At 54.9% G+C, this 21,355-nt stretch carries 23 protein-coding genes; 20 read left to right on the forward strand and 3 right to left on the reverse strand.

Features of this window, described 5'->3' with window-relative positions:
• The first annotated feature begins 35 nt into the window (after positions 1-35).
• The 6 genes from rpoZ to ACWAU4_RS20405 all read left to right on the forward strand — a co-directional run bounded on the left by rpoZ (position 36) and on the right by ACWAU4_RS20405 (position 6,522).
• Positions 36-317: a DNA-directed RNA polymerase subunit omega gene (rpoZ, locus tag ACWAU4_RS20380; protein ID WP_025010112.1), complete on the forward strand. Its 282-nt coding sequence runs from the start codon at positions 36-38 to the stop codon at positions 315-317.
• A 25-nt stretch (positions 318-342) separates the two neighbouring features.
• Positions 343-2,451 (forward strand): bifunctional GTP diphosphokinase/guanosine-3',5'-bis pyrophosphate 3'-pyrophosphohydrolase, encoded by a 2,109-nt coding sequence (gene spoT, locus ACWAU4_RS20385; protein WP_028780077.1) that lies wholly within the window; start codon positions 343-345, stop codon positions 2,449-2,451.
• Positions 2,452-2,473: 22 nt separating this feature from the next.
• The gene (locus ACWAU4_RS20390) at positions 2,474-2,857 is read left to right on the forward strand and encodes a RidA family protein (RefSeq protein WP_025888534.1); all 384 of its coding nucleotides are present in this window, start codon (positions 2,474-2,476) and stop codon (positions 2,855-2,857) included.
• Between the two features lie 57 nt (positions 2,858-2,914).
• Positions 2,915-3,607 (forward strand): tRNA (guanosine(18)-2'-O)-methyltransferase TrmH, encoded by a 693-nt coding sequence (gene trmH / locus ACWAU4_RS20395; RefSeq protein WP_454290367.1) that lies wholly within the window; start codon positions 2,915-2,917, stop codon positions 3,605-3,607.
• Between the two features lie 159 nt (positions 3,608-3,766).
• Positions 3,767-5,422, forward strand: a complete 1,656-nt coding sequence (locus ACWAU4_RS20400) for an AMP-binding protein (RefSeq protein WP_044735397.1) — start codon at positions 3,767-3,769, stop codon at positions 5,420-5,422.
• Between the two features lie 170 nt (positions 5,423-5,592).
• Entirely contained in the window at positions 5,593-6,522 is a 930-nt protein-coding gene (locus ACWAU4_RS20405) for a calcium/sodium antiporter (RefSeq protein WP_044735398.1), read from the forward strand.
• Positions 6,523-6,672: 150 nt separating this feature from the next.
• Here the strand turns inward: ACWAU4_RS20405 and ACWAU4_RS20410 are convergent, their stop codons facing one another.
• Positions 6,673-6,981, reverse strand: coding sequence for a DUF3332 family protein (locus tag ACWAU4_RS20410; protein ID WP_025888526.1), 309 nt, complete (start codon positions 6,979-6,981; stop codon positions 6,673-6,675).
• A gap of 86 nt (positions 6,982-7,067) precedes the next feature.
• On the opposite strand from ACWAU4_RS20410, the gene ACWAU4_RS20415 reads away from it, so the two are divergent.
• The 3 genes from ACWAU4_RS20415 to ACWAU4_RS20425 all read left to right on the forward strand — a co-directional run bounded on the left by ACWAU4_RS20415 (position 7,068) and on the right by ACWAU4_RS20425 (position 9,665).
• Entirely contained in the window at positions 7,068-7,745 is a 678-nt protein-coding gene (locus ACWAU4_RS20415; protein WP_234522512.1) for a tetratricopeptide repeat protein, read from the forward strand.
• A gap of 136 nt (positions 7,746-7,881) precedes the next feature.
• Positions 7,882-9,072, forward strand: coding sequence for a sensor histidine kinase (locus ACWAU4_RS20420; RefSeq protein ID WP_025888522.1), 1,191 nt, complete (start codon positions 7,882-7,884; stop codon positions 9,070-9,072).
• Positions 9,069-9,665 carry a response regulator transcription factor gene (locus ACWAU4_RS20425; RefSeq protein ID WP_025010119.1) on the forward strand — a complete coding sequence of 199 codons (597 nt, stop codon included), beginning with the start codon at positions 9,069-9,071 and terminating at the stop codon, positions 9,663-9,665. Before ACWAU4_RS20420 ends, ACWAU4_RS20425 begins: the two co-directional genes overlap by 4 nt.
• 126 nt (positions 9,666-9,791) lie before the next feature.
• Here ACWAU4_RS20425 and ACWAU4_RS20430 read toward each other — a convergent pair whose 3' ends face one another.
• Positions 9,792-11,345, reverse strand: a complete 1,554-nt coding sequence (locus tag ACWAU4_RS20430; RefSeq protein ID WP_208142227.1) for an L-lactate permease — start codon at positions 11,343-11,345, stop codon at positions 9,792-9,794.
• Positions 11,346-11,468: 123 nt separating this feature from the next.
• Positions 11,469-12,761 carry an SLC5/6 family protein gene (locus ACWAU4_RS20435; protein ID WP_208142228.1) on the reverse strand — a complete coding sequence of 431 codons (1,293 nt, stop codon included), beginning with the start codon at positions 12,759-12,761 and terminating at the stop codon, positions 11,469-11,471.
• Positions 12,762-13,290: 529 nt separating this feature from the next.
• Here ACWAU4_RS20435 and ACWAU4_RS20440 point away from each other — a divergent pair.
• The 11 genes from ACWAU4_RS20440 to ACWAU4_RS20490 all read left to right on the forward strand — a co-directional run bounded on the left by ACWAU4_RS20440 (position 13,291) and on the right by ACWAU4_RS20490 (position 21,349).
• Positions 13,291-13,758 carry a hypothetical protein gene (locus tag ACWAU4_RS20440; protein ID WP_208142229.1) on the forward strand — a complete coding sequence of 156 codons (468 nt, stop codon included), beginning with the start codon at positions 13,291-13,293 and terminating at the stop codon, positions 13,756-13,758.
• A gap of 46 nt (positions 13,759-13,804) precedes the next feature.
• Entirely contained in the window at positions 13,805-14,173 is a 369-nt protein-coding gene (locus ACWAU4_RS20445; protein WP_096142495.1) for a nuclear transport factor 2 family protein, read from the forward strand.
• 99 nt (positions 14,174-14,272) lie between these two features.
• Positions 14,273-14,824 carry a hypothetical protein gene (locus ACWAU4_RS20450; RefSeq protein ID WP_208142230.1) on the forward strand — a complete coding sequence of 184 codons (552 nt, stop codon included), beginning with the start codon at positions 14,273-14,275 and terminating at the stop codon, positions 14,822-14,824.
• A gap of 170 nt (positions 14,825-14,994) precedes the next feature.
• Entirely contained in the window at positions 14,995-15,234 is a 240-nt protein-coding gene (locus ACWAU4_RS20455; RefSeq protein WP_037474551.1) for a YrhK family protein, read from the forward strand.
• A 170-nt stretch (positions 15,235-15,404) separates the two neighbouring features.
• Positions 15,405-17,480, forward strand: coding sequence for an ATP-dependent DNA helicase RecG (recG, locus tag ACWAU4_RS20460; RefSeq protein ID WP_025010126.1), 2,076 nt, complete (start codon positions 15,405-15,407; stop codon positions 17,478-17,480).
• A gap of 188 nt (positions 17,481-17,668) precedes the next feature.
• The gene (locus ACWAU4_RS20465; protein WP_028780067.1) at positions 17,669-18,535 is read left to right on the forward strand and encodes a DUF3014 domain-containing protein; all 867 of its coding nucleotides are present in this window, start codon (positions 17,669-17,671) and stop codon (positions 18,533-18,535) included.
• Between the two features lie 244 nt (positions 18,536-18,779).
• Positions 18,780-19,508 (forward strand): beta-ketoacyl synthase chain length factor, encoded by a 729-nt coding sequence (locus ACWAU4_RS20470; RefSeq protein WP_025010128.1) that lies wholly within the window; start codon positions 18,780-18,782, stop codon positions 19,506-19,508.
• Positions 19,505-20,302 (forward strand): lysophospholipid acyltransferase family protein, encoded by a 798-nt coding sequence (locus ACWAU4_RS20475; protein ID WP_144131443.1) that lies wholly within the window; start codon positions 19,505-19,507, stop codon positions 20,300-20,302. The genes ACWAU4_RS20470 and ACWAU4_RS20475 overlap by 4 nt, the downstream gene beginning before the upstream one ends.
• Positions 20,289-20,543, forward strand: a complete 255-nt coding sequence (locus ACWAU4_RS20480) for a phosphopantetheine-binding protein (RefSeq protein ID WP_025010130.1) — start codon at positions 20,289-20,291, stop codon at positions 20,541-20,543. The genes ACWAU4_RS20475 and ACWAU4_RS20480 overlap by 14 nt, the downstream gene beginning before the upstream one ends.
• A gap of 9 nt (positions 20,544-20,552) precedes the next feature.
• Positions 20,553-20,801, forward strand: a complete 249-nt coding sequence (locus ACWAU4_RS20485; protein ID WP_025010131.1) for an acyl carrier protein — start codon at positions 20,553-20,555, stop codon at positions 20,799-20,801.
• The gene (locus tag ACWAU4_RS20490; protein ID WP_025010132.1) at positions 20,801-21,349 is read left to right on the forward strand and encodes a COG4648 family protein; all 549 of its coding nucleotides are present in this window, start codon (positions 20,801-20,803) and stop codon (positions 21,347-21,349) included. The genes ACWAU4_RS20485 and ACWAU4_RS20490 overlap by 1 nt, the downstream gene beginning before the upstream one ends.
• Positions 21,350-21,355: the final 6 nt, after the last annotated feature.

Below are 21,355 nucleotides of genomic sequence, written 5' to 3' on the forward strand. Positions count from 1 at the left end.
CATTTTTTCCATTCAAATCACTGGAGTTTCAACACATGGCTCGCGTTACTGTAGAAGACGCCGTTAAACAAATCGGCAACCGTTTTGATATGATCATGGTTGCGGCGCGTCGTGCCCGTCAGATCGCCGTCCAGGGTAAAGATCCTTTGGTTGAAGAGCAAAACGACAAACCCACTGTTATCGCACTGCGCGAAATCGAACAGGGACTGGTTAACTCAGCGACTCTGGATGCCGATGAGCGTCAGAGCGTACGTGAGCGCGAAGCAGCTGAAATTGCTGCCGTGGCAGCGATTGCAGAAGGTAACTCTTCACTCTAAGGCATATTCTTAGGAGAACAGCCACTTGTATCTGTTTGAAGGTCTCAAGGAGTCTGCCGCCAGTTATCTGGAGCCGGAGCAGGTAGAATTACTCAAGCAGGCCTATCAGGTGGCGCGTGATGCCCATGAAGGGCAGATGCGCACCAGTGGCGAACCCTATATTACCCATCCGGTTGCGGTTGCCCGCATCCTGGCCGAAATGCGTCTCGACCACGAGACGCTGATGGCCGCCCTGCTGCACGACACCATAGAAGACACCCAAGTTACCCATCAGGATCTGGCCGAACTGTTCGGCGCCTCGGTGGCGGAGCTGGTGGAAGGTGTCTCCAAGCTAGACAAGATCAAATTCCGCGACAAGAAAGAGGCCCAGGCGGAAAACTTCCGCAAGATGATGATGGCCATGACCCAGGATATCCGGGTGATCCTCATCAAACTGGCCGACCGCACCCACAATATGCGCACCCTGGGCGCCCTGCGGCCCGACAAACGTCGCCGCATTGCCCGCGAAACCCTGGAAATTTACGCCCCCATTGCCAACCGTCTGGGTATTCACAATATCAAGACAGAGTTGGAAGATCTCGGCTTTCAGGCCTATTACCCCATGCGCTATCGGGTACTCAAAGAGGTGGTTCGTGCCGCCCGCGGTAACCGCAAGGAACTGATCCAGAGCATAGAAACCGCCATTCGTACCCGCCTGGAAGATGTGGGTATCAAGGGCAAGGTCAAGGGCAGGGAAAAGAACCTCTATTCCATCTACAACAAGATGCGCAGCAAAGAGCTGCAATTCCAGGAAGTGATGGATATCTATGCCTTCCGCCTGATAGTGGACTCCATAGACACCTGTTATCGGGTGCTCGGAGTAATGCACGGCCTCTACAAGCCGCGTCCGGGCAGATTTAAAGACTATATCGCCATTCCCAAGGCCAACGGCTATCAGTCGTTGCATACCTCGCTGTTTGGTCCCCATGCGGTACCGGTGGAAATTCAGATCCGTACCGAAGACATGGATCAGATGGCCGATAAAGGGGTTGCGGCCCACTGGATGTACAAGAGTGGCCAAACCGGCGCCTCGGGTACCACTACCCAGCTGCGCGCCCGCAAATGGATGCAAAGCCTGCTGGAACTGCAACAGAGTGCTTCCACCTCGTTTGAATTTGTTGAAAACGTCAAGACAGAGCTGTTCCCGGAAGAGATCTATGTGTTCACTCCCGAGGGCCGCATTCTGGAACTGCCGGTAGGCGCCACCGCAGTGGACTTCGCCTATGAGGTGCACACAGATGTGGGCAACACCTGTGTCGGCGCCCGGGTCAACCGCCAGGCCTACCCCCTGAGTCAGCCACTGATTTCCGGGCAAACGGTCGAGATCATCACCGCCAAGGGCGCACGCCCCAACGCCGCCTGGCTCAACTTCGTGGTTACCGGCAAGGCCCGCGCCAAAATCCGTCAGGTGCTCAAGAGCCTCAAGCAGGACGAAGCCAGCACCCTGGGTAGGCGTCTGCTGAACCATGCACTGGGCGAAACCAAGCTGGAACAGATAGATCCGGCGCAGATAGACAAGGTAGTCAAAGACACCAAACACGCCGATCTGCAGTCACTGCTGGCCGACATAGGTCTTGGCAATGCCATGAGCATAGTCATAGCCCAACGCCTCAAGGGCGACAAGATAGAGCCGCAGAAGCAGCATGATGAGCACAAGCTGATGCCGATCCGCGGCGCCGAAGGCATGCTGGTTACTTTCGCCAACTGCTGCCGCCCCATTCCTGGGGATGCCGTGATTGCTCACGTGAGCCCGGGCAAGGGCCTGGTAGTGCACATGGAAAACTGCGCCAACATCCGCGGCTATCAGGGCGAGCCGGACAAGTATATTCCGGTGCAGTGGGATGCCGTCGATGGCGTCGAATTCCAGGCCAACCTGAGGGTCGAAATCGTCAACCATCAGGGCGCGCTGGCGAAGATCACCAATATCATTGCCGCCGAAGGCTCCAATATTCACAATCTCAGCACCGAAGAGCGCGATGGCCGCGTCTATCTGATCAACCTGCGCATCTCGGTTCGCGACCGGATCCATATGGCAAATGTTATGCGCCGAATCAGGGTACTGCCCGAGGTTCTGCGTACATCCCGTAACCGTTGATAACAGAAAAAGAGAGAGCGTTATGGCAGAGAAGATCATCATAGCAACAGACAAGGCTCCCGCCGCTATCGGCACCTACTCCCAGGCAGTCAAAGTGGGCAGCACAGTCTACCTGTCCGGGCAGATCCCGCTGGACCCAGCCACCATGGCACTGGCCGGTGACGACTTTGAAACCCAGGTTGTACGGGTATTCGACAACCTCAAGGCCGTCTGTGAAGCCGCCGGCGGTTCCATGGCCGATATCGTCAAGCTGAATATCTATATGCTGGATCTGGGCAACTTTGCCACGGTCAACGAAATCATGAGCCGTTACTTCAACCAGCCTTACCCGGCCCGCGCCGCCATCGGCGTGAAAGAGCTGCCAAAGGGTTCTCTGGTCGAAATGGACGGTGTGATGGAACTCTGAGTTCCCTCCCCAATACAGGGCGCTACGGCGCCCTTTTTCATATAGGATCCCCCGCCAATGAGCCCCGAACGCTTCGCTCGCATCAACCAAATGCTGGACATGCGCCAGCCGGATCTGAGCCTGATCCTGGACAGAGTCCACAAGAGCAACAATATTTCCGCCGCGCTGCGCAGTGCCGATGCTGTGGGTATCCACGAAATCCATGCGGTCTGGCCCGATGCCGATATGCGCCTGTCCGGCAATACCGCCTCCGGCAGTCAGCAGTGGGTCAAAACCATTAAACACTATGACTTCGCCTCGGCTGCCAAGGCCTGTAAGGCGCGCGGGATGCAGCTGGTCGCCACCCATTTCGGCCCTCAGGCCCGTGACTTTAGGGAGCTGGATTACCGCCGCCCCACCGCCTTTATTGTCGGCAATGAACGTGATGGCATCAGCGCCGAAGCCCTGGCCTTAGCCGACGAGCAGGTAGTGATCCCCATGGTTGGCATGGTGCAATCCCTCAATGTCTCGGTGGCGTCGGCGCTGCTATTGTATGAGGCGCAGCGTCAGCGGCAGGAGGCCGGGCTCTATGGCACCCGCAAGCTGGACAATGACTATTGTCAGATCATGTTGTTTGAGCAAGGCCACCCCATCTATGCCAAGGCCTGCCGCCGCAAAGGCATCCCCTACCCGGCCATAGACACTCAGGGCCAGATAGTCGCCGATGCCCACTGGTGGCAACGGATGCGTGAACCCGTCCCCGAACTGTGAAGCTTTTCAAACAACCGATTAAATATTGCGCCAGATCACAATTATCGCCATACTGGTTTGGCCACTGCATAGCGAAACTAACAGATAATCAGATCGTTGCAGCCGCCGTGGGGGAAGCTGCAGCTACGCAGATAACAAGAACAGTAAAGGGGACACCCCATGGAAGCATCATTCAAGAGCCCGGTGGAAATGCTCGACCACTGGGTAGAGACTCAAGGCGATGAGATCTATCTCAGGCAGCCGATCAACGGCCAATATCAGGATCTGACCTGGCGTCAGGTACAGGCCAAGGTGCAACAACTCTGCGGCGGCCTGCGTCACTTGGGGCTGCAACCCGGCGACAAGATAGCCGTGCTGTCGAAAAACTGCGCCGAATGGTTCATTACCGATCTGGCGCTGATGCACGGCGGCTATATCAGTGTGCCCATTTACCCCACGGCCAATGCCGATACCATACGCTACGTGCTGGAACACAGTGGCTGTAAGGCCATCATGCTGGGTAAGCTGGATCACTGGGCCGATCAGGAAGCCGGTGTCGGCGGTGATATTCTGCGCCTGGCAATGCCTTATGACACCATGCCGGCTCAATATCACTGGCAGCAGCTGTTGAATCTAGGTACACCTCTGGTGGATGCCCCTTATCCCGAGGCCGAGCAGGTGATGACGCTGATCTACACCTCAGGTTCCACCGGCAAGCCCAAGGGTGCCATCCAAACCTTCGGCAGCTACGGCTGGACCTGTAATGCCGTGGTACGCGATCTCAAGACAGATGGGAAAGACAGACTGCTGTCCTACCTGCCGCTGGCCCATATCACAGAGCGGGTGGCGATAGAGGGTTCCTCCTTCTATTCCGGCTCCTGCGTTGCCTTTGTCGAAAGCCTCGACAGCTTTGTTGCCGATGTGCAGCGAATGCGGCCAACCGTGTTCTTCTCGGTACCTCGCCTGTGGACCCTGTTCCAGAAGAACATTATCGATAAGGTCGGCTACGCCAGACTCAATCTGCTGCTGAAGATCCCCCTCATCAGCCATCTGGTCAAACGCAAGATCCACAAAGGGCTGGGGCTGGACAAGTGTCGTTTGCTCGGTTCAGGTTCGGCGCCGATACCTCCGTCACTGGTGGAGTGGTATCACAGCATAGGTTTGGATATCTGCGAAGCCTGGGGCATGACAGAAAACTGCGCCTACTCAATCATCAACTTCCCCTTCGATGCCAGTAAGATAGGCACAGTCGGCAAGCCGGTGATCGGCTGCGAAGTTAAGCAGGCTGCCAATGGCGAACTGCTGGTGAAGAGCCCGGGATTGATGCGTGAATACTACAAGGCGCCGGAAGCCACAGCCGCCGCCTTCGATGAAGAGGGCTTTTTCCTCACCGGCGATCTCTGCGCCATAGATGCCGACGGTTGCGTCAGCATCACAGGCCGGGTCAAGGATAACTTCAAGACCGCCAAGGGCAAGTATGTGGCGCCTGTGCCGATTGAACGTAAGCTGGCGCAGGATCCCCATGTGGAACTTATCTGTGTCATCGGCCTGGGACTGCCTCACCCTGTGGCTTTGGTGCAACTCTCTGAAGGGGCGGCGCTGCAAGCCAGAGAAGAGGTGCGCGCCTCGCTCAAGGCCACTGTGGATGCGGTTAACCCCAACCTGGAATCCCATGAAACCGTGGAAGCGGTTCTGGTGGTCAAGGAGCCCTGGACCATAGAAAACGACGTGCTGACTCCGACGCTGAAAATCAAGCGCCATGTGTTGGAGAGCAGATACGCCAGCCGGATGGAAGGCATTCGCGGTGCCAAGGTTGTCTGGGAAGATGAAATCTAGAGCCGACGCTCCTTGGTTTATCTGATTATCCCGGCTTCGGCCGGGATTTTTGTGACATATTCTGTCAAAAAGAGGTTGCCTTCGGGAGGAAAAACCTTATGCTGGCAGCCCAAACACATTCATCGGTGCCGTTCTGCATGGCACCTTACTGACAGGAAAAGCGGTTTTTAATGTTGATTGCACTCTCTATTCTCGGCGGCTTCTTGATCCTGACTCTGGGAGCAGAAGCCTTGGTTCGCGGAGCCAGCGTCATCGCCCTGCGCCTGGGGATCACCCCGCTGGTGATCGGCCTGACGATCGTCGCCTTCGGTACCAGCGCGCCCGAGCTGGCAGTGAGCGTTAAGTCAGCACTGGCCGGCAGTCCGGGTATTGCCCTGGGTAACGTGGTGGGCTCCAATATCGCCAATATCGGTCTGATCCTGGCACTGACCGCGCTGATCCGCCCGATAGGGGTACAGTCACAGATGGTCAGACGCGACATTCCGCTGATGATAGGCGCCTCTATTTTGATGTGGCTGCTGGTACTCGACGGTGAACTGAGCCTGATTGACGGCGCCGTACTGACCAGCTTACTGGTAGGCTATCTGTTGCTCAGCTATTTCAGCAGCAAGGGCGAAGAGACTGATGAACCTATTGAAGGCCCCAAGAACCCTCTGTTGTCGCTGCTGTTTATCATCGCCGGTATCGGCATGTTGGTGGGCGGCGGCATACTGTTTGTCGATGGCGCGGTCGAGTTGGCCCGTACCTTCGGTATCAGTGAGGTCGTGATCGGCCTGACCATTATTGCCATAGGCACCAGCATGCCGGAATTAGTGACCTCGATTCTGGCCGCTCTCAAGGGCCAGAGCGATATCGCCATAGGTAATGTGGTTGGCTCCAACCTGTTCAACCTGCTGGGGATCCTCGGGGTTACTGCCCTAGTGCATCCTATCAGCTCAGCCGGTTTTAGCAGCCTGGACTTCAGCGTGATGCTAACCCTGGCACTGTTGGTGTTGCCCTTTGCCTGGAGCGGTTTTCGTATCGGTCGCCGCGAAGGCGCCATATTATTGCTGGGTTACTGCGGCTATATGGGCTATCTGGTTACCCACGCCAGCGCCTGAATCTGAGTACGGGACTGGCAACGGAATGATTCTGAAAAGCTTTGTTGCCAAGCCGCAGTAGCATAAAAAAATCCCGGGTTTTGACGTCAAGAATGGATAGTCAAAACCCGGGATATCATCAAGTTAAGGGCTCAAGCAGCCCAGAAGCGCTCAAGAGCGAGCCGCTACATAACTCTCCATTTCAGCTATGCTGACACTGGCAATGAATTGCTGATCCAGGTAGAAGTCCACCATCTCCCCATGCTTACGCCCCAGCATTACCTGCTCGGTGCCATCTTCATAGCTCAGCGTCATCGCCAGGGTATTGTCATCTATGGCTGACATGCTGGCACGGCTCAGTTTTACCGGCGCCGTGGTCAGTTCCTTATCCAGTTTATGATTGATCTTGAAGACGGCATCGGCCGGCATATCCACCAAGGCCGGTGACTTGCCGGTAATGATGACATTTGTCACCTGCAACTTATGACCTTTGTGAATACCGCCAATTCAGGCTCTCGGGAATACTAAACCCGACTCAGATTCGAGTCTGTTCATCCAAGGAGCGAATGATGCGTAAACTCACACTGTTATTGGGCCTGAGTCTGGCCCTCTCAACCCAGGCAGCCACCATTGATGAAATCGATGCCGCTGCAAATCAAATCGACATTGACACCTTGAGCCTCTACGCCGACAACAGTCAGGGATATCAACAGGCCTACGCCAACTATCGTTTGGCTGTCAGCGCCAATATACTCGGCCAGCTTCAGACCCGGGATCAGGCCTTGGCCACAGCGGCCGAAAGCCTGGCTCAGCCGAACTTCAACAAGGACGGTGAAGCTCTGGCACTTCTATCTGCCGTTTATGGTATGCAGATAACCGCCAATCCAAGCCAGTCGGCAACCCTGGGGAAAGCTGCAGGCAAGTCTCTGCAAGATGCCAGACAACTGGCGCCCAATAGCCCCAGAGTCGCGCTCATTGGCGCCATCTCCAGTTTCTATACGCCAGTCGAGTATGGTGGCAGCAGTGACAGAGCCCTGCAGGAAATTGAACGCGCCCTGAAACTCTATGCCAATCCCTGCAGCGATATCTGCTGGGGTCAGGCCGAAGCCTACACCTGGCGGGGAGTGATACAGCAACAGCTGGGGCAATCCAAAGCCGCCAGCCGGAGTTGGCAACAAGCGCTGGCACTGGATCCTGACTACGCCTGGGCGGGTTTTCTTCTGTCAAAACAAACGCAGCAATAAGGGAAGGTGCGAATCAGAGCGCCACTGGGGCTTATTCGCACCACCTTAAGGTCTCGACCGGATCTCCGCCCGGGGATCCGGTTTACTTGTGCACCGATACACGCCATTATTTGCGCTGGAGATGCGAGGACAACCGATGCAGGATCCACAGACTCAAACCGAACTCAAACTGGCCAAATACTATCTGGTCAATCTGGCCTTTTACTTTATCCCACTGTTTATTATGCCGGTGTCGCCCTGGCAATGGCTCGCCAGCCTGCTGGTTTTGCCGCCCTTTATCTACTGTTATTTTCGCGCCTATGGTGCCGATAGGGCTAAAGTGCACTGGCCAATTCTGGGGATCATCCTACTGGCTATCTTGATCACCCCCGCCAATCCGGGTTCTTTGTCGCTGTTTACCTTCGCCGCCTTCTTTATCGGCTTTTTTTATCCTCTCAGGCTGCTCTTGCCGGCATTATTGCTGATTGCCCTGGTGCTACTGGCATTGAATCAGTTGCTGGGTTTTAACGGCCTCTATTTTGTCTATTATGGCTGCGGCCTGACAGCCGCTATCTCTCTGCTTGGGGTCGCTGAGCGCAAACGCCAACAGGCCAAACGACAAGCCCGCCGTAGCGAAGAGGAGATCCGTGCCCTGGCGACCATGTTGGAGCGGGAGCGTATCGGCAGAGATCTGCACGACCTCATGGGACATCAACTCTCTTCCATCGCCCTCAAGGCCGAGCTGGCGAACAAGCTGCTGCAAAAAAATGATCTGCAAGCCAGTCGGGAACAACTCACTGAACTGGCGCAGATTGCCCGTGACAGCCTGAGCCAAATTCGCCGGGCTGTGGCCGACTATCGGCATCAGGGGCTGGATAGCTGCTGCGCCCAACTCTGCCGGCGCTTGCGCGAAAAAGGCTTGGCGGTCAGCCTGGAGGGGGAACTGCCTGTGCTGTCACCACTGGCAGAAAGCCAACTGATACTGATCCTGACCGAACTGGTGAGCAATATTCTCAGGCACAGTGATGCCACAGAGGCACACTTGGGCTTTACCCTGGAGCCTCAACTTACCATTTGCCTGCGAGACAACGGCACGATAAGGCTCAAACCCACGCCTGGGAACGGCCTCAAAGGCATAGCCGAGCGGCTTGCCCTCTTGGGTGGCGAGCTGCAAATCGATACAGCAAAGGGGTTCAGCGCTCTTTTACTGCTGCCCAGACAACAGCTGTTATCGGCCCAGGGAGAGGGCATTGAGAAAGCAAAGAGCACAGTGAAAACCGAGAGTACCGAGAACATGGACAAGCTCACCCAAGAGCAACACAAAAATCCCCTGGAGGGCCAGGTATGAAGATATTGCTGGCGGAAGATCAAGCCATGGTTCGCGGCGCGCTTGCCGGCCTGCTGCAACTCTCCGGGGACTTCAGCGTCACTCAGGCCACGGATGGCGACCAGGCATTGGCACTGCTCAAGACCGAGGATTTTCAACTCCTGCTGACAGATATCGAAATGCCCGGCACTTCGGGGCTGGAGCTGGCTGCCTGGGTCGCCCGAGAGCAACCTGCGCTAAAGACCATTATCATCACCACCTTTGGCCGCGCCGGCTATATCAAACGGGCGCTGGAGGCCGGTGTCTGCGGCTTCCTGCTAAAGGATGCCCCTGTGGAGGAACTGGTCGAGGCCATAGCCAAGGTGATGCAGGGTAAAAAAGTCATTGCCCCCGAACTGGCCATGCTGGCTCTTGGGGAGCAAGACCCGCTATCCGACAAAGAACGCCGCGCCCTGCGACTGGCCGCCGAGGGCAAGAGCAGCGGCGAGATTGCCGCCGCACTCTTCATCAGTGAAGGCACGGTACGCAACTATCTGTCGGAAGCCATCAACAAGCTGGGAGCCTCCAATCGTATCGATGCCGCCCGTATCGCCAAACAAAAGGGCTGGCTGTAAGCAGGCGGGCAAGTAACAAGCATACTGCCATTACTCTGGCCTGTTAGCGGCAAGCTCTCTTTGCACAAAGAGTACGCGAGACAATAACTCCTCGCGTAAACTCCTCGTCGAAGAAATTCTCTGACATCAGCTCATAAACAGGTAATACACCAGGCCCACCTTAAGCCCCAGGATCAAGATGTAAGCCATACAGTATTTGATGGTACCGGACATGATAGCGCTGCCCTGGCCCTCCATCCGGGTCGCCGACACGGCAATGGCTATGCTCTGGGGCGAGATCATTTTCCCGCCCGTGGCTCCGGAGGTATTGGCGGCAGCCAGCCACAGCGGATCCACCTGCAGCTTTTCCGCAGCCACTGTTTGCAACTTACCAAACAGCACATTGGAGTTGGTATCGCTGCCGGTGACAAAAGTCCCCAACGCGCCAATCAAGGGGGCGATAAACAGATATGCCCCTCCGGTAATATTCACCAGGGTATGGGCCAGATCTGTTATCAGACCGCTGACATCCATCACGGTTGCCATCGCCACTATGGCGGTGATGGCTATGATGGAGTTTTTCAGTTGCTTTAACGTCGCGCTGAACACCTTTAACATGCTGGCCAATGAGGCTCCCTGAAGGGTACCGCCGATAAAGGTCGCCAGAATGATCAAGACACCCGGCGTGGCAATCCAGTCAATGGTCAAACTCAGCTCCACCCCATTGGCCAGCGGAAATACCGGCTTGGAAGACACCTGAGTCAGCAGGCTCTTGATTTCCGGAAACAGCGGCGAGCACAGCAGAATAAACACAAAGATCAGCAGATAGATGGCGCAGGCTTTGAAGATTTGTCCGCCACTGTAGTGGTCGGTGATGCGGCACTGGTCATTGTCGATACGATAAGCGGCCGGGGTGGGCTTTTGGCGTTTTTTAGCCATCAAGGCCACCACCAGCAAACTGACCAAACTGCCGGCAAAGGCGGGCAACTCAGCCCCCAGATGAATGGCGACAAAGTACTGCGGCAGCAGTGTTGCAATTCCGCATACCAGCGTAATGCCAAACACTCCCCGTATCGCCTTGAATCCATCCCCTATGATGGCGACAATCACAAAAGGCAGCAGCAAGGTAAACAGTGCCAACTGCGCGATAACTGTGCCGCTGAGCTCAGTCACAGGCAGGTTTACCTGCTCAGCCAGAATCGACACAGGGATCCCCACGGCACCAAACGCCGTAGGCACTGTGTTGGCCACCAGAGAAGCAATCGCCGCCTTCAGCGGCTTGAAACCCAGAGCAATCAATATCCCGATAGGAATCGCCACTGCGGTGCCGTATCCGGCGGCGGCCTCGAGAAATCCGCCAAAACACCAGGAGATCAGTAACACCTGGATCCGCTTATCGTCGCTGATCCCGGCGAGAAGGTTTTTCAGTACCTCCATGCTGCGGGTTTGAAGCATCAGGTTATAGCTGAAGATGGCCCCCAGGATCACTATCACTATTGGCCACAAGCCTTTGATAACCCCATAAGCCATGGCCGAGCCCAATGTCTGTGCCGGGGTATGCCAGAAAATGGTTGCCTCGGCCAGGGTCAGTAACAGAGTGATTAACACCGCCTGATGTATCGGCATCTTGATTTTCAGGATCAGCAGGATCATGACCAAGAGCGGTAATACGCCCAGGGAAAACAGCAGATACTCGTGCATAGGATTCCTTAAACGACAGAGATAGAGTGAATTGCGTGATGGATTACGTCCCAAAACCTGGGGGTGAAGCTGGGTAGGCCTTGAGCAGGAACTCCAACCTGCTCAAGGCCTTGCCACAAGGCTTCAGCTGAATGTCAGCAAGGGGGACAGACACAGCAAGATGCCGGTCGCGATAACTATGTAGAGAGACAAGCCCTTATATTTATGCAGCGCAGGCACCCGATAGACCAGGTAAGCCGGGATCAAACATCCCACCAGGCCGAAGATCGGGCTGCTGATGCTGGTAAAGCTGAGCACAGGCGCATTGAAACAGATGGCGCCCCAGGCAAGCAGTATGGTGAACAAAATAATGCCGCGATTGACATACTTGGTATTGATCTTCTCTTCCGCAGTGGTGCGCCTCAGCAAGTTCATGGTCAGGCCATAACAGGCTTCACGAAACCCCATGTAAACCGCAAAGAAGGCTGTCATAACGGCAAAAATATTCAGGATCAGGCTGAACAGCTTGATGGTGTCTCCGGGGATTCCCTGAGCCACCATGGCCAGGGCGGAGATATTCTCATCGTAGGCTTTTAGCGCCTGGTCATGCCCCATGGCCAGGCTGAAAGACACGGCATAGAAAAATACCACTACAAACAAAATGCCGAAGGCCAACTTCATCGCTCTCTGAGCCTTGTAGCGCGCCACCTCTATCGACTTTTCCCTGGCGCGATAGGAGATCACCAGAGGGCTCAGGTTGGTCACAAACAGAATCGATGACAGGGTAAATGGCAGCATAACAATAGTGTCTTTGAAGCCACTCTGGGGAGTGGGTACCGCACCTATGTTATTCAGATCCCACTGCTCTATCATCATGAAACCCAGTATCGCAATCACACTCAATTTGGTGAGTACCATAAAGGATGAAACCTTGAATAGCAGCGCCTCGCCTCTGGATGCCAGACTCACCAGGATGCAAACCAGTGCCAACCCGTAGAAGGGATTATCGGACAACAGCTGTTTGGTGAGGCCAAAACTCTGCAGGAAAGAAGCGCTGTCATTGGTAATTGCGGTCGAATAAACCAATACCCAAATCACCAACATCAAGAAATAGAGCACACCCAGTAATATTCCCCAGTTTTTCCCCAGATAACCGGAAATCACATCCGGATAATTCTGGCATTTGGGAGATTCCACCAAGGTATTAATAAATAGTTTCTGAAACATATACATGGCTGGATAGCCAATAATGGCCGATAGCAGGAATACCCAAAGTCCCATCAAGCCGATTTGAATAGGCAGAAATACTATCCCCGCGCCAATGGCCATGCCTATACTCATGATCACCCAGCCCCAGTCCGTGCTGTCGAAGCGGGTTGCCGCCTTCCACTGTGCCGAGCCCCTGGTGATTTCTACTGCCGATATTGCTGCTGTCATTACGCCCCCTGGTTCAATTATTTTTTATTTATTTTTTGAACCATTTAATATTCAAGGAATATAAATTCCTAATGTATTTTCATTAATCTCAATGAGTTAAATATGGCGCCAAACCTGTATGATTATTGTAAATAGATAAAGTCTACCTCGGCAGATGTATAGACTAAGTTAAGCCAAATACGGCTCAAATATTGAAGCCGATCTGCTTTAGCAAACATTCCGGCGAAATTTGTATTGCCAATCCAATCGATCAATATGAAATTGGCCGTCCGCAGATGAACTATCTTTCACACTTCCAGCATCCAATGAATATATTTTCATCATAAGTGCATAGAAGTTAATTTATATGAGTTTACCCAAACGCTGCGAATACGGATAAAAAGAGGGCCTGTAGCTGGTTTTCGGGTTCACCGCCGAGGCTAAAAGCTTTACCATGACTCGGCGACCAGCAAAGGCTTGTTACCCGAAGGCTGTTGTTTGGACGAGAAGAATCAGGGATCCGGTTAGTCCAAGTTAAGGAGAACAATCAATGCGTTGCAGACACTGCGGCTCAGACAATATCAGACACTTCAAAGCCATTCATGCCGAGGGGACAACAGAAGTTTCAGTCAGCGCCTCGGCCAAACCCGTGTGGAACAACCAGCCCTTCTCTGTGCATGGAAAACAAAAACTCAAGGGTGGCGCCCAACTGCAAACCGAACTGGCCAAGCGCTGCTCGCCGCCATCTAACCCTCAGCCCTTGGTGCTATTTCTGGCGGCTTTCCCCGGACTACTCTTGGGCGGCTACCTGGGGTTTCAGGCAGGCAGCAACTGGAGCAGTTTTTGGCTGGGAGTGCTGTGCTTTTTTGTCTCCTGTTTTACTCTGATCCTGAGCGCCGATTGGCTGTGGAAAAACTACTTGGGAGGGCGAAAGTCGATGCAGCAATACCAGGCGGCACTGAATCAATGGCAGAACTCCTGGTACTGTGGCAAGTGTGCCAAAGTCAGTATTTTTTAAACCTTCTTGCCTCTTTGCCGTCACTCATCAGGCCTTGGGAATAACCATGAATCACATCTCAGACATTCAGCAACTGGAAAGCCAACTGCGTAGCGCCATGTTGAATTCGGATATCAATTTGCTGGATAGACTGTTGTCGCCTCAACTGATATTCACCAATCACCTGGGGCAAGTGCTCGGCAAAGCAGAGGATCTGCATGCCCACAGCTCAGGCCTGCTCAACATCACTCGGATAGACATTCTGGCCGAAGAGATACGGCTGCATCAGGGGACTGCGATAGTGTCGGCGGAGGTGAATATTCAAGGCAGCTATGCCAAAGCGCCGACCAACGGCCGTTTTCGCTTTACCCGGGTTTGGCTGCACAGGACAACCGGCTGGCAACTGATAGCGGCTCACTCGAGCCTGCTGGTTTGAGCACTGGGTTTTACGACGAACTACTGATTTCATGGTGACCATTTTATGACCAAAAACCCACAGCAGACCAGGCTATGCCAATATCAGCAGCATATGCTTATGACAAAGCTCGAGGCTGAGCCAGGCAAGTTGAAACTCGTCTGGCGCAGCAGGCAAACGCAACTGAAATACGCGCTTTGGGGACTACTGGCGATGCTTGCCGGAATTCTGGGAGTACTGGTGTTGGACCCCGCCAGACAGGACACTTGGTTTACGGCTGCCATCATAGCTATAGTGCTGGGGCTCAGCGGCATCATCATGGGCCTGAACCTCTACCGCCTGCTCAAACCCGTTACTCTGGATCTGCAACAGGGCTGCTTCTTCCGGGGCGGAAAAAGCAAGCCTCTCAGTCAACTCTGCCGCATAGAGGTGCAACGCAATACCTATAACGAAAGATTCAGAAGTCACATGCTTGAACACCTGACTGACGAAGAGCTCATAAGTGTCAGCGTGGTACTCTGTTTTACTGAGCGTGAGCGACTCGGTTTTGGCCTGTTCAAACCTCAAAAGCAGGCCACAGACAAGGCCAGAGCCTACGCACAAACACTCGCCGAACTGATAGGCTTTAACGGCGAAATAACAGTTACCCAGGGTTCAGGCCTGGGCCGTTAAGTTACGCTACTCTTTAGCCAAGCCTGACAAACCAAAGAGGCCAGCTGTTAACTTAATTCAATGATTATGTTGATATATTTATACACACAAAAACAAAGGGAATTAGATTTGCGCTCGGAGGATGGCAGCGTTAAGGTATCGCGGCGAATCATAACTACCAAGAAGGAACCATGATCGACAGTAAGCAGCGATATTTTGCCGAGCAAGATATCAAAGCCCCCGCCACCCCTCTTCCCAAACACGCCTTGTTCAATACCCTAAGCGACCTGATAGTCGCTCTCTGTTTTCTACTGGGCAGCTTCTTTTTTCTTACAGATGTTCACACTATTATCGGCGCCTGGCTGTTTGTAATAGGCAGTGTTCAGCTACTGATAAAGCCCCTGGTCACCCTGCTCAACTGGTGGCGCTGACAGATTAATCTGCCACCAATATATCAGGGCTTTTGCCATACACTCGCCCCCAGGCAGAAGCCCTGCCACCATTGCGCCACACTTTACCCAGCCGATAAACGCAACGCATTGCCAAGGGCTATTTCTCTGATAGTATATGTATAAATTCACAGTAATCCGGTGCTAAAGGTTTGCAGAGACTGGATCTTATTGCTATCACCGAGCTCAAGGGCGTAGCCGCTAAAATGGCTGAGAAACTGCACAAGCTCGGAATCAACACGGTACAGGATCTGCTGTTCCACCTGCCGCTGCGCTACGAAGACAGAACCCGCATCTACCCCATAGCCAGCCTCACACCCGGCAGCTACGGCACCATAGAAGCCGAAATTCAGTCCAGCCAGATCATCAATGGCCGCAAGCGTATGTTGATCTGCAATGTCCGTGATGACAGCGGCACCATGACCCTGAGGTTCTTCAATTTCTCAGCCGCCCAGCGCAATGCCATGCAACAAGGTCTGACCATTAGAGCCTACGGCGAAGTGCGCCGAGGTAACCACCAGGCCGAGATCATTCATCCGGATTACAAGATACTCAAAGGCGACGAACCGCCCAACCTCAGTGAAACCCTGACGCCCATCTATCCCACCACTGAAGGGCTCAAGCAGGCCAGTTGGATGAAATTGACCGAGCAGGCTCTAAACCTGCTGCAGGAGGACGGACTGCAGGAGTTGCTACCCGAGGCGCTGCGCCCCAATCAGCAAAGCCTGGCTCAGGCGGTGCGCACCCTGCATAGGCCCCCGGCGGATGTCGATATCTACCGTCTGGAACAGGGGCAACACCCGGCGCAGCAACGCCTGGTGCAGGAAGAACTGCTGGCGCATAACCTGTCTATGCTCAAGCTCAGGGAGCGCAGTAATCATGACAAAGCCGTGCCTTTGCCCGCCACCGGCGCTTTACTCAATCCCTTCCTCGCCGCCTTGCCCTTTAAACCTACGGGGGCGCAGCAGCGAGTGGTGGCAGATATCGGCCGCGATATTGAAAAGCCGCAACCCATGATGCGCCTGGTTCAGGGCGATGTTGGCTCGGGCAAGACCCTGGTGGCGGCCATGGCCGCACTGCAGGCGATAGAAAACGGTTATCAGGTGGCCATGATGGCGCCCACAGAGCTGTTGGCCGAGCAACATGCAATTAATTTCAGTCAATGGCTGGAGCCATTGGGGCTCAAGGTCGGCTGGCTGGCGGGCAAGCTCAAGGGCAAGGCCAGGGCCCAGTCGCTGGAGGATATCGCCTCCGGCAGTGCCCACATGGTGATAGGTACCCACGCCATCTTTCAAGAGCAGGTACAGTTTCACAAGCTGGCGTTGATCATCATAGATGAGCAACACAGATTCGGCGTACATCAGCGCCTGGGGCTGAGAGAAAAAGGCATCAGCCAGGGTTTTCATCCCCACCAGTTGATCATGACGGCGACCCCTATTCCCCGCACCCTGGCGATGACCGCCTATGCAGACCTTGACACCTCCATCATCGACGAGTTACCGCCGGGGCGCACCCCGGTCACCACAGTGGCCATCAGTGACAGTCGGCGTCAGGAGGTGATCGACAGGGTACGTCAGGCGGCACTCAATGACGGTCGCCAGGCCTACTGGGTCTGCACCCTTATCGAAGAATCCGAAGTGCTCGAATGCCAGGCAGCCGAAGACACCTGCGAAGAACTGCGTGCCGCCCTGCCGGAGCTGAGCATAGGCCTGGTACATGGCCGTATGAAGAGCGCCGAAAAACAACAAGTCATGGACAGCTTCAAACGCGGCGAACTCAAGTTGTTGGTGGCCACCACTGTCATTGAAGTGGGGGTCGATGTACCCAACGCCAGTCTGATGATCATCGAAAACCCGGAACGGCTCGGGCTGGCACAGTTGCACCAGTTGCGCGGCCGGGTCGGTCGCGGCGCCGTGGCCAGCCACTGCGTCCTGCTGTACAAGGCACCGCTGTCACACACGGCTACCAAACGGCTTGGAGTATTGCGTCAGAGCAACGACGGCTTTGTGATTGCCCAAAAAGATCTGGAGATCCGCGGCCCCGGTGAAGTGCTGGGCACCCGCCAGACAGGTATAGCCGATATGAAGGTGGCCGATCTGGTACGGGATCAGGCGCTTATTCCCCACATCCAGAAACTGGCTCGCCACGTGATGAGCCAGGCACCGGAGAATGTCGATGCCATCATTCAGCGTTGGCTGGGCGACCGGCAGCAGTATGTTCAGGCCTAGTGCGCTAAAAACGTCACAAAGTTGCCGAGAGTTCAGCCGGGGTTCAAGTCAATCACCACAGGATCTGCTCTACTGGCAATATTTCACAAATAAATCCTGCTGCCGGGCGGCCGAACGCTGGACAAGATGGCCAATATTTGCAGAATGGGAGAGGCGCTGCCTAACAGGTATCAATGAAAGGAAATCCAATGCAAGTCAATCAAGAAGATAGAATCGCGCCGCAGGAAAAGTCCTCTGGCAACAGTGGCATTGCTATCATCCTATTGGTGTTGGTATTGCTGATTGCAGGAGGAGCCTACTACTATTTCAGCGGCGAACAAGAGCCGCAGCAAGCAGCAGAGCCCACCCAGGTTGAACTCCCCGAACCCGCTCCCAGCGAACCGCTGCAAACCCAAGTCCAGGTGCCTGAACCTGAAACCGTACCCGAGCCAGAACCTGAAGTGGTTCAGCCCGAAGTCGAGCCGGAACAACCTCTGCCTTCACTGGCCGAAAGTGATGAATATGTTCATGAAAAGGCAGTGGCTATGGCTGATGGCATGAAGATAGAGCCACTGCTGGTTGAACAAGATCTGGTACGCCAGTTCGTGGTGTTTGTCGATAACCTGGCCCAAGGCGAACTGGCCCGTAAAACCAGTCCGATGAAAGGCCCGAGCGACACCTTCACAGTATCTGAAATCTCCAACAAGACCTATCTGGATCCGGATAGTTATCACAGATACGACCTTTACGCCGACTTCCTCACCGGCCTCAACGACGAGCAGTTGCTCAACACCTATCGTCAGTTGTCGCCGCTGCTGGAGCAGGCCTTCGATGAGCTGGGTTACCCCAACCTCAAATTCGATGAGCGGATGCAACAAGCCATCAAGGTGCTGTTGGCAACCCCGGTGATAGAAGATCCTATCGAGCTGTACGCCATCAGCGTGAACTACAAGTTTGTCGATCCCAAACTGGAAGCCCTGCCCAACGCGCAGAAAATGCTGGTTCGTATGGGTCCCGACAACACCCGTAAGATCAAGACTGTACTGCGGCGGCTGCAGAGCCAGCTGAGCAACTGAGCGGCATCTGAATCACCCGGCGCCCGCCGGGTGATTCCCTTGTTAGCGAAAAGTTGTAACTGATCTTTAGCTGTAACCTAAACCCCTTCTTAAAACCCGTACTTTCAGTGTAGAATATGGCCCTTTGTACCGGTGTTTCAGAGGGAACGGGCAATCGGTACGGCGGTCGCATTCCGACCCGACAGATTCACTCCCTCACGACCCGTAAGGGATAGCAACAAAGATCTGTGTCAGAGGCAAAGCAGTGCAACTAGCGTTCAGTATTCTCTCCTGGGGAGCCTGGTCCCCGGAGTATCAACAGCAGCAAGATTGGCAGCAGTGGCAAAGTAGCAACTGCGCCCTTGATGACAGCGATCGCATTGCCCCCAAGTTACCCCAGGTTGCCGCCATGCAGCGGCGCCGTTTCAGCCGCCTGAGCAAGATGATGCTGGAAGCCGCCTTTCAGGCTGAAGCCCCTAGCCAATGCCGCAGCGTATTTGCCTCGCGCCATGGCGAACTCAATCGCACCATAGAACTGCTGCAGGATATTATTGCCAGGCAGCCGCTCTCTCCCATGGGTTTCAGCCAATCGGTTCACAACACCGCCAGCGGTCTGTTTGGCATAGTCACGGGTAATACTGGCGCTTCCACTTCAGTGGCGGCGGGCACAGATACCCTGTCCCAAGCCATGTTGGAAGCCTGGGCCCAGTTGGCCGAGGACCCCAGCCCCCTGCTATTGGTGTTCGGCGATGACCCTGTGCCGCCCGTCTATGATGAATTTACCCAAGAGATGGAACTGCCGCTGGCCTTGTCTCTGCAGCTGGCCCCAGCCGATGTTACCGGCATAGCCCGAGTTACCCTGAGCCAGCAGACCGGCGCCGGGCAGCCGCTGAGCTTCGGCGCCCTGCTGCAGGCACTGGCAAACGGCACGGCAATCCAGGGGCAACTGGCCCATTGGCATTGGCAGCTGGAACCCTCAAGGGAGCCGCTATGACAGCCCCGGCAACCGGTATCGGCTATTTTCCCCGTTGGCTCGCCGGCATCAGCTGTTATATCGCCTTCGGCCTTGGCGGCTTGCTGAGCTCCTTGACCATTTTACCTGTGCTGAGGTTCTGGCCCGGCGAGCGCGATGTGCGCATTCAAAGAGTACAAAAAGCGGTGCACTACATGTTCCGCGGCTTTGTGCATATGCTGACCTGGGCCGGCGTGGTCAGGGTCAGCACGGTAAATCTGCAGCGATTACGGCAGGCCAAAGGCATGGTGGTGATTGCCAATCACCCCACCCTCATAGATGTGGTGGTGTTAATCAGCCTGATGCCCAATGCCGGCTGCATAGTAAAACAGGGACTGTGGCGTAACCCCTTTCTGCGCGGAGTCGTCTCCGCCGCCGGCTATATTCCCAATCGCGGCGCCGAGCTGCTGCTACAGGACTGCCGTGAAGTGTTGGCCAGAGGCACCAATCTGATCATCTTTCCCGAGGGCACCCGCACGGTAAAAGGCGCAGTGATCAATCCCTTTGCCCGCGGTTCGGCCAATATTGCCCTACGCACCGGGGCCGATATTCTGCCAGTGGTACTCAGGGTGGTTCATCCCGGACTCACCAAACAGGATCCCTGGTACGAAATCCCGAGACGCACCATACAGATGCAAGTGGAAACCGGGGCAAGCATAGCGCATCTGAGGTATGATGCCGAAAGCGGTGGCGATGCCCGGATGGCGCGCCAACTCACCAGAGATCTGGAAACCTATTACAAACAACAATTAGATATAAATTATGAGCTTACATAACGAAATTAAACAGCTAATCATAGATTGCCTCGATCTTGAGGATATCAGTATCGACGATATAGATACCGAAGCACCGCTGTTCGGTGAGGGGTTGGGACTGGATTCCATCGATGCACTTGAGCTGGGCTTGGCGATCAAGAAGCAGTTCGACGTCAAGATCGAAGCCAACTCAGAGGCAACCAAGGCCCACTTTTACAGTGTTGCCAGCCTTGCCGCGTTTATCGAATCCCAGCGCGCGTAGGAGGTGCTCATGCAAAGCCGTGAACAGATATTGGAAATGCTGAGCAAGATCCTGGTCGATGAGTTTGAAGTGGATGCCGAGGCGATAACCCCTGAGGCTTCCCTCTATGAAGAGCTGGATCTGGACAGCATAGATGCGGTGGATCTGGTGATCAAATTGCAACAGCTGACCGGCAAAAAGATCCAGCCCGATGAATTCAAGTCGGTACGGACGGTCAACGACGTGGTTAACGCCATCGAGGGACTGGTTAAAGACTGATGCGTGCCCTGGCTCAGACAGTCACGGCCCTGTTGCTGCTGGGATATCCCCTGGCGGTATATCTGGGGCTGAACTATCTGCCGGGCAATGGCCTGGCACTCTTGCTGGCGGCCTTGCTCGGTGCCAGGTTGCTGCTGGGGAAGCAAAAGCTCAAGGCGCTGGCCGCCCCGGTCGTTCTGGGGTTACTGCTGGCGCTCGGCAGCCTGCTCGCCAAGCGTCAGGACTGGCTGCTGTACTACCCTGTGCTGGTCAATGCCTGCATGCTGGTGCTGTTTGCCTCTTCGCTGCTTAAAGGTCCCAGCATGGTGGAACGTCTGGCCAGGTTGGCCGAGCCGGATCTGCCCGAGGAAGCCAGGCCCTACCTGGTAAGGGTCACACAACTCTGGTGCGGTCTGTTTGTCTTCAACGGCGGCATGGCGGCTTATACGGCGCTGTTTACCAGCCTGGAGACCTGGACCCTGTACAACGGCCTGATAGCCTATCTGCTGATGGGGCTGCTCGGTGGCGGAGAATGGCTCTATCGCCACTTTTGTCTGAAGCGATCATAAAGGGAC

The sequence above is a fragment of the Shewanella sp. FeAMO genome, assembly GCF_053653955.1.

Excerpts from the sequence above, each read along its gene's own strand:
- rpoZ (WP_025010112.1), top strand. The coding sequence starts at position 36 with ATGGCTCGCGTTACTGTAGAAGACGCCGTTAAACAAATCGGCAACCGT.
- ACWAU4_RS20390 (WP_025888534.1), top strand. The coding sequence starts at position 2,474 with ATGGCAGAGAAGATCATCATAGCAACAGACAAGGCTCCCGCCGCTATC.
- trmH (WP_454290367.1), top strand. The coding sequence starts at position 2,915 with ATGAGCCCCGAACGCTTCGCTCGCATCAACCAAATGCTGGACATGCGC.
- ACWAU4_RS20400 (WP_044735397.1), top strand. The coding sequence starts at position 3,767 with ATGGAAGCATCATTCAAGAGCCCGGTGGAAATGCTCGACCACTGGGTA.
- ACWAU4_RS20405 (WP_044735398.1), top strand. The coding sequence starts at position 5,593 with ATGTTGATTGCACTCTCTATTCTCGGCGGCTTCTTGATCCTGACTCTG.
- ACWAU4_RS20415 (WP_234522512.1), top strand. The coding sequence starts at position 7,068 with ATGATGCGTAAACTCACACTGTTATTGGGCCTGAGTCTGGCCCTCTCA.
- ACWAU4_RS20420 (WP_025888522.1), top strand. The coding sequence starts at position 7,882 with ATGCAGGATCCACAGACTCAAACCGAACTCAAACTGGCCAAATACTAT.
- ACWAU4_RS20425 (WP_025010119.1), top strand. The coding sequence starts at position 9,069 with ATGAAGATATTGCTGGCGGAAGATCAAGCCATGGTTCGCGGCGCGCTT.
- ACWAU4_RS20430 (WP_208142227.1), bottom strand. The coding sequence starts at position 11,345 with ATGCACGAGTATCTGCTGTTTTCCCTGGGCGTATTACCGCTCTTGGTC.
- ACWAU4_RS20435 (WP_208142228.1), bottom strand. The coding sequence starts at position 12,761 with ATGACAGCAGCAATATCGGCAGTAGAAATCACCAGGGGCTCGGCACAG.
- ACWAU4_RS20440 (WP_208142229.1), top strand. The coding sequence starts at position 13,291 with ATGCGTTGCAGACACTGCGGCTCAGACAATATCAGACACTTCAAAGCC.
- ACWAU4_RS20445 (WP_096142495.1), top strand. The coding sequence starts at position 13,805 with ATGAATCACATCTCAGACATTCAGCAACTGGAAAGCCAACTGCGTAGC.
- ACWAU4_RS20450 (WP_208142230.1), top strand. The coding sequence starts at position 14,273 with ATGACAAAGCTCGAGGCTGAGCCAGGCAAGTTGAAACTCGTCTGGCGC.
- ACWAU4_RS20455 (WP_037474551.1), top strand. The coding sequence starts at position 14,995 with ATGATCGACAGTAAGCAGCGATATTTTGCCGAGCAAGATATCAAAGCC.
- ACWAU4_RS20465 (WP_028780067.1), top strand. The coding sequence starts at position 17,669 with ATGCAAGTCAATCAAGAAGATAGAATCGCGCCGCAGGAAAAGTCCTCT.
- ACWAU4_RS20475 (WP_144131443.1), top strand. The coding sequence starts at position 19,505 with ATGACAGCCCCGGCAACCGGTATCGGCTATTTTCCCCGTTGGCTCGCC.
- ACWAU4_RS20480 (WP_025010130.1), top strand. The coding sequence starts at position 20,289 with ATGAGCTTACATAACGAAATTAAACAGCTAATCATAGATTGCCTCGAT.
- ACWAU4_RS20485 (WP_025010131.1), top strand. The coding sequence starts at position 20,553 with ATGCAAAGCCGTGAACAGATATTGGAAATGCTGAGCAAGATCCTGGTC.
- ACWAU4_RS20490 (WP_025010132.1), top strand. The coding sequence starts at position 20,801 with ATGCGTGCCCTGGCTCAGACAGTCACGGCCCTGTTGCTGCTGGGATAT.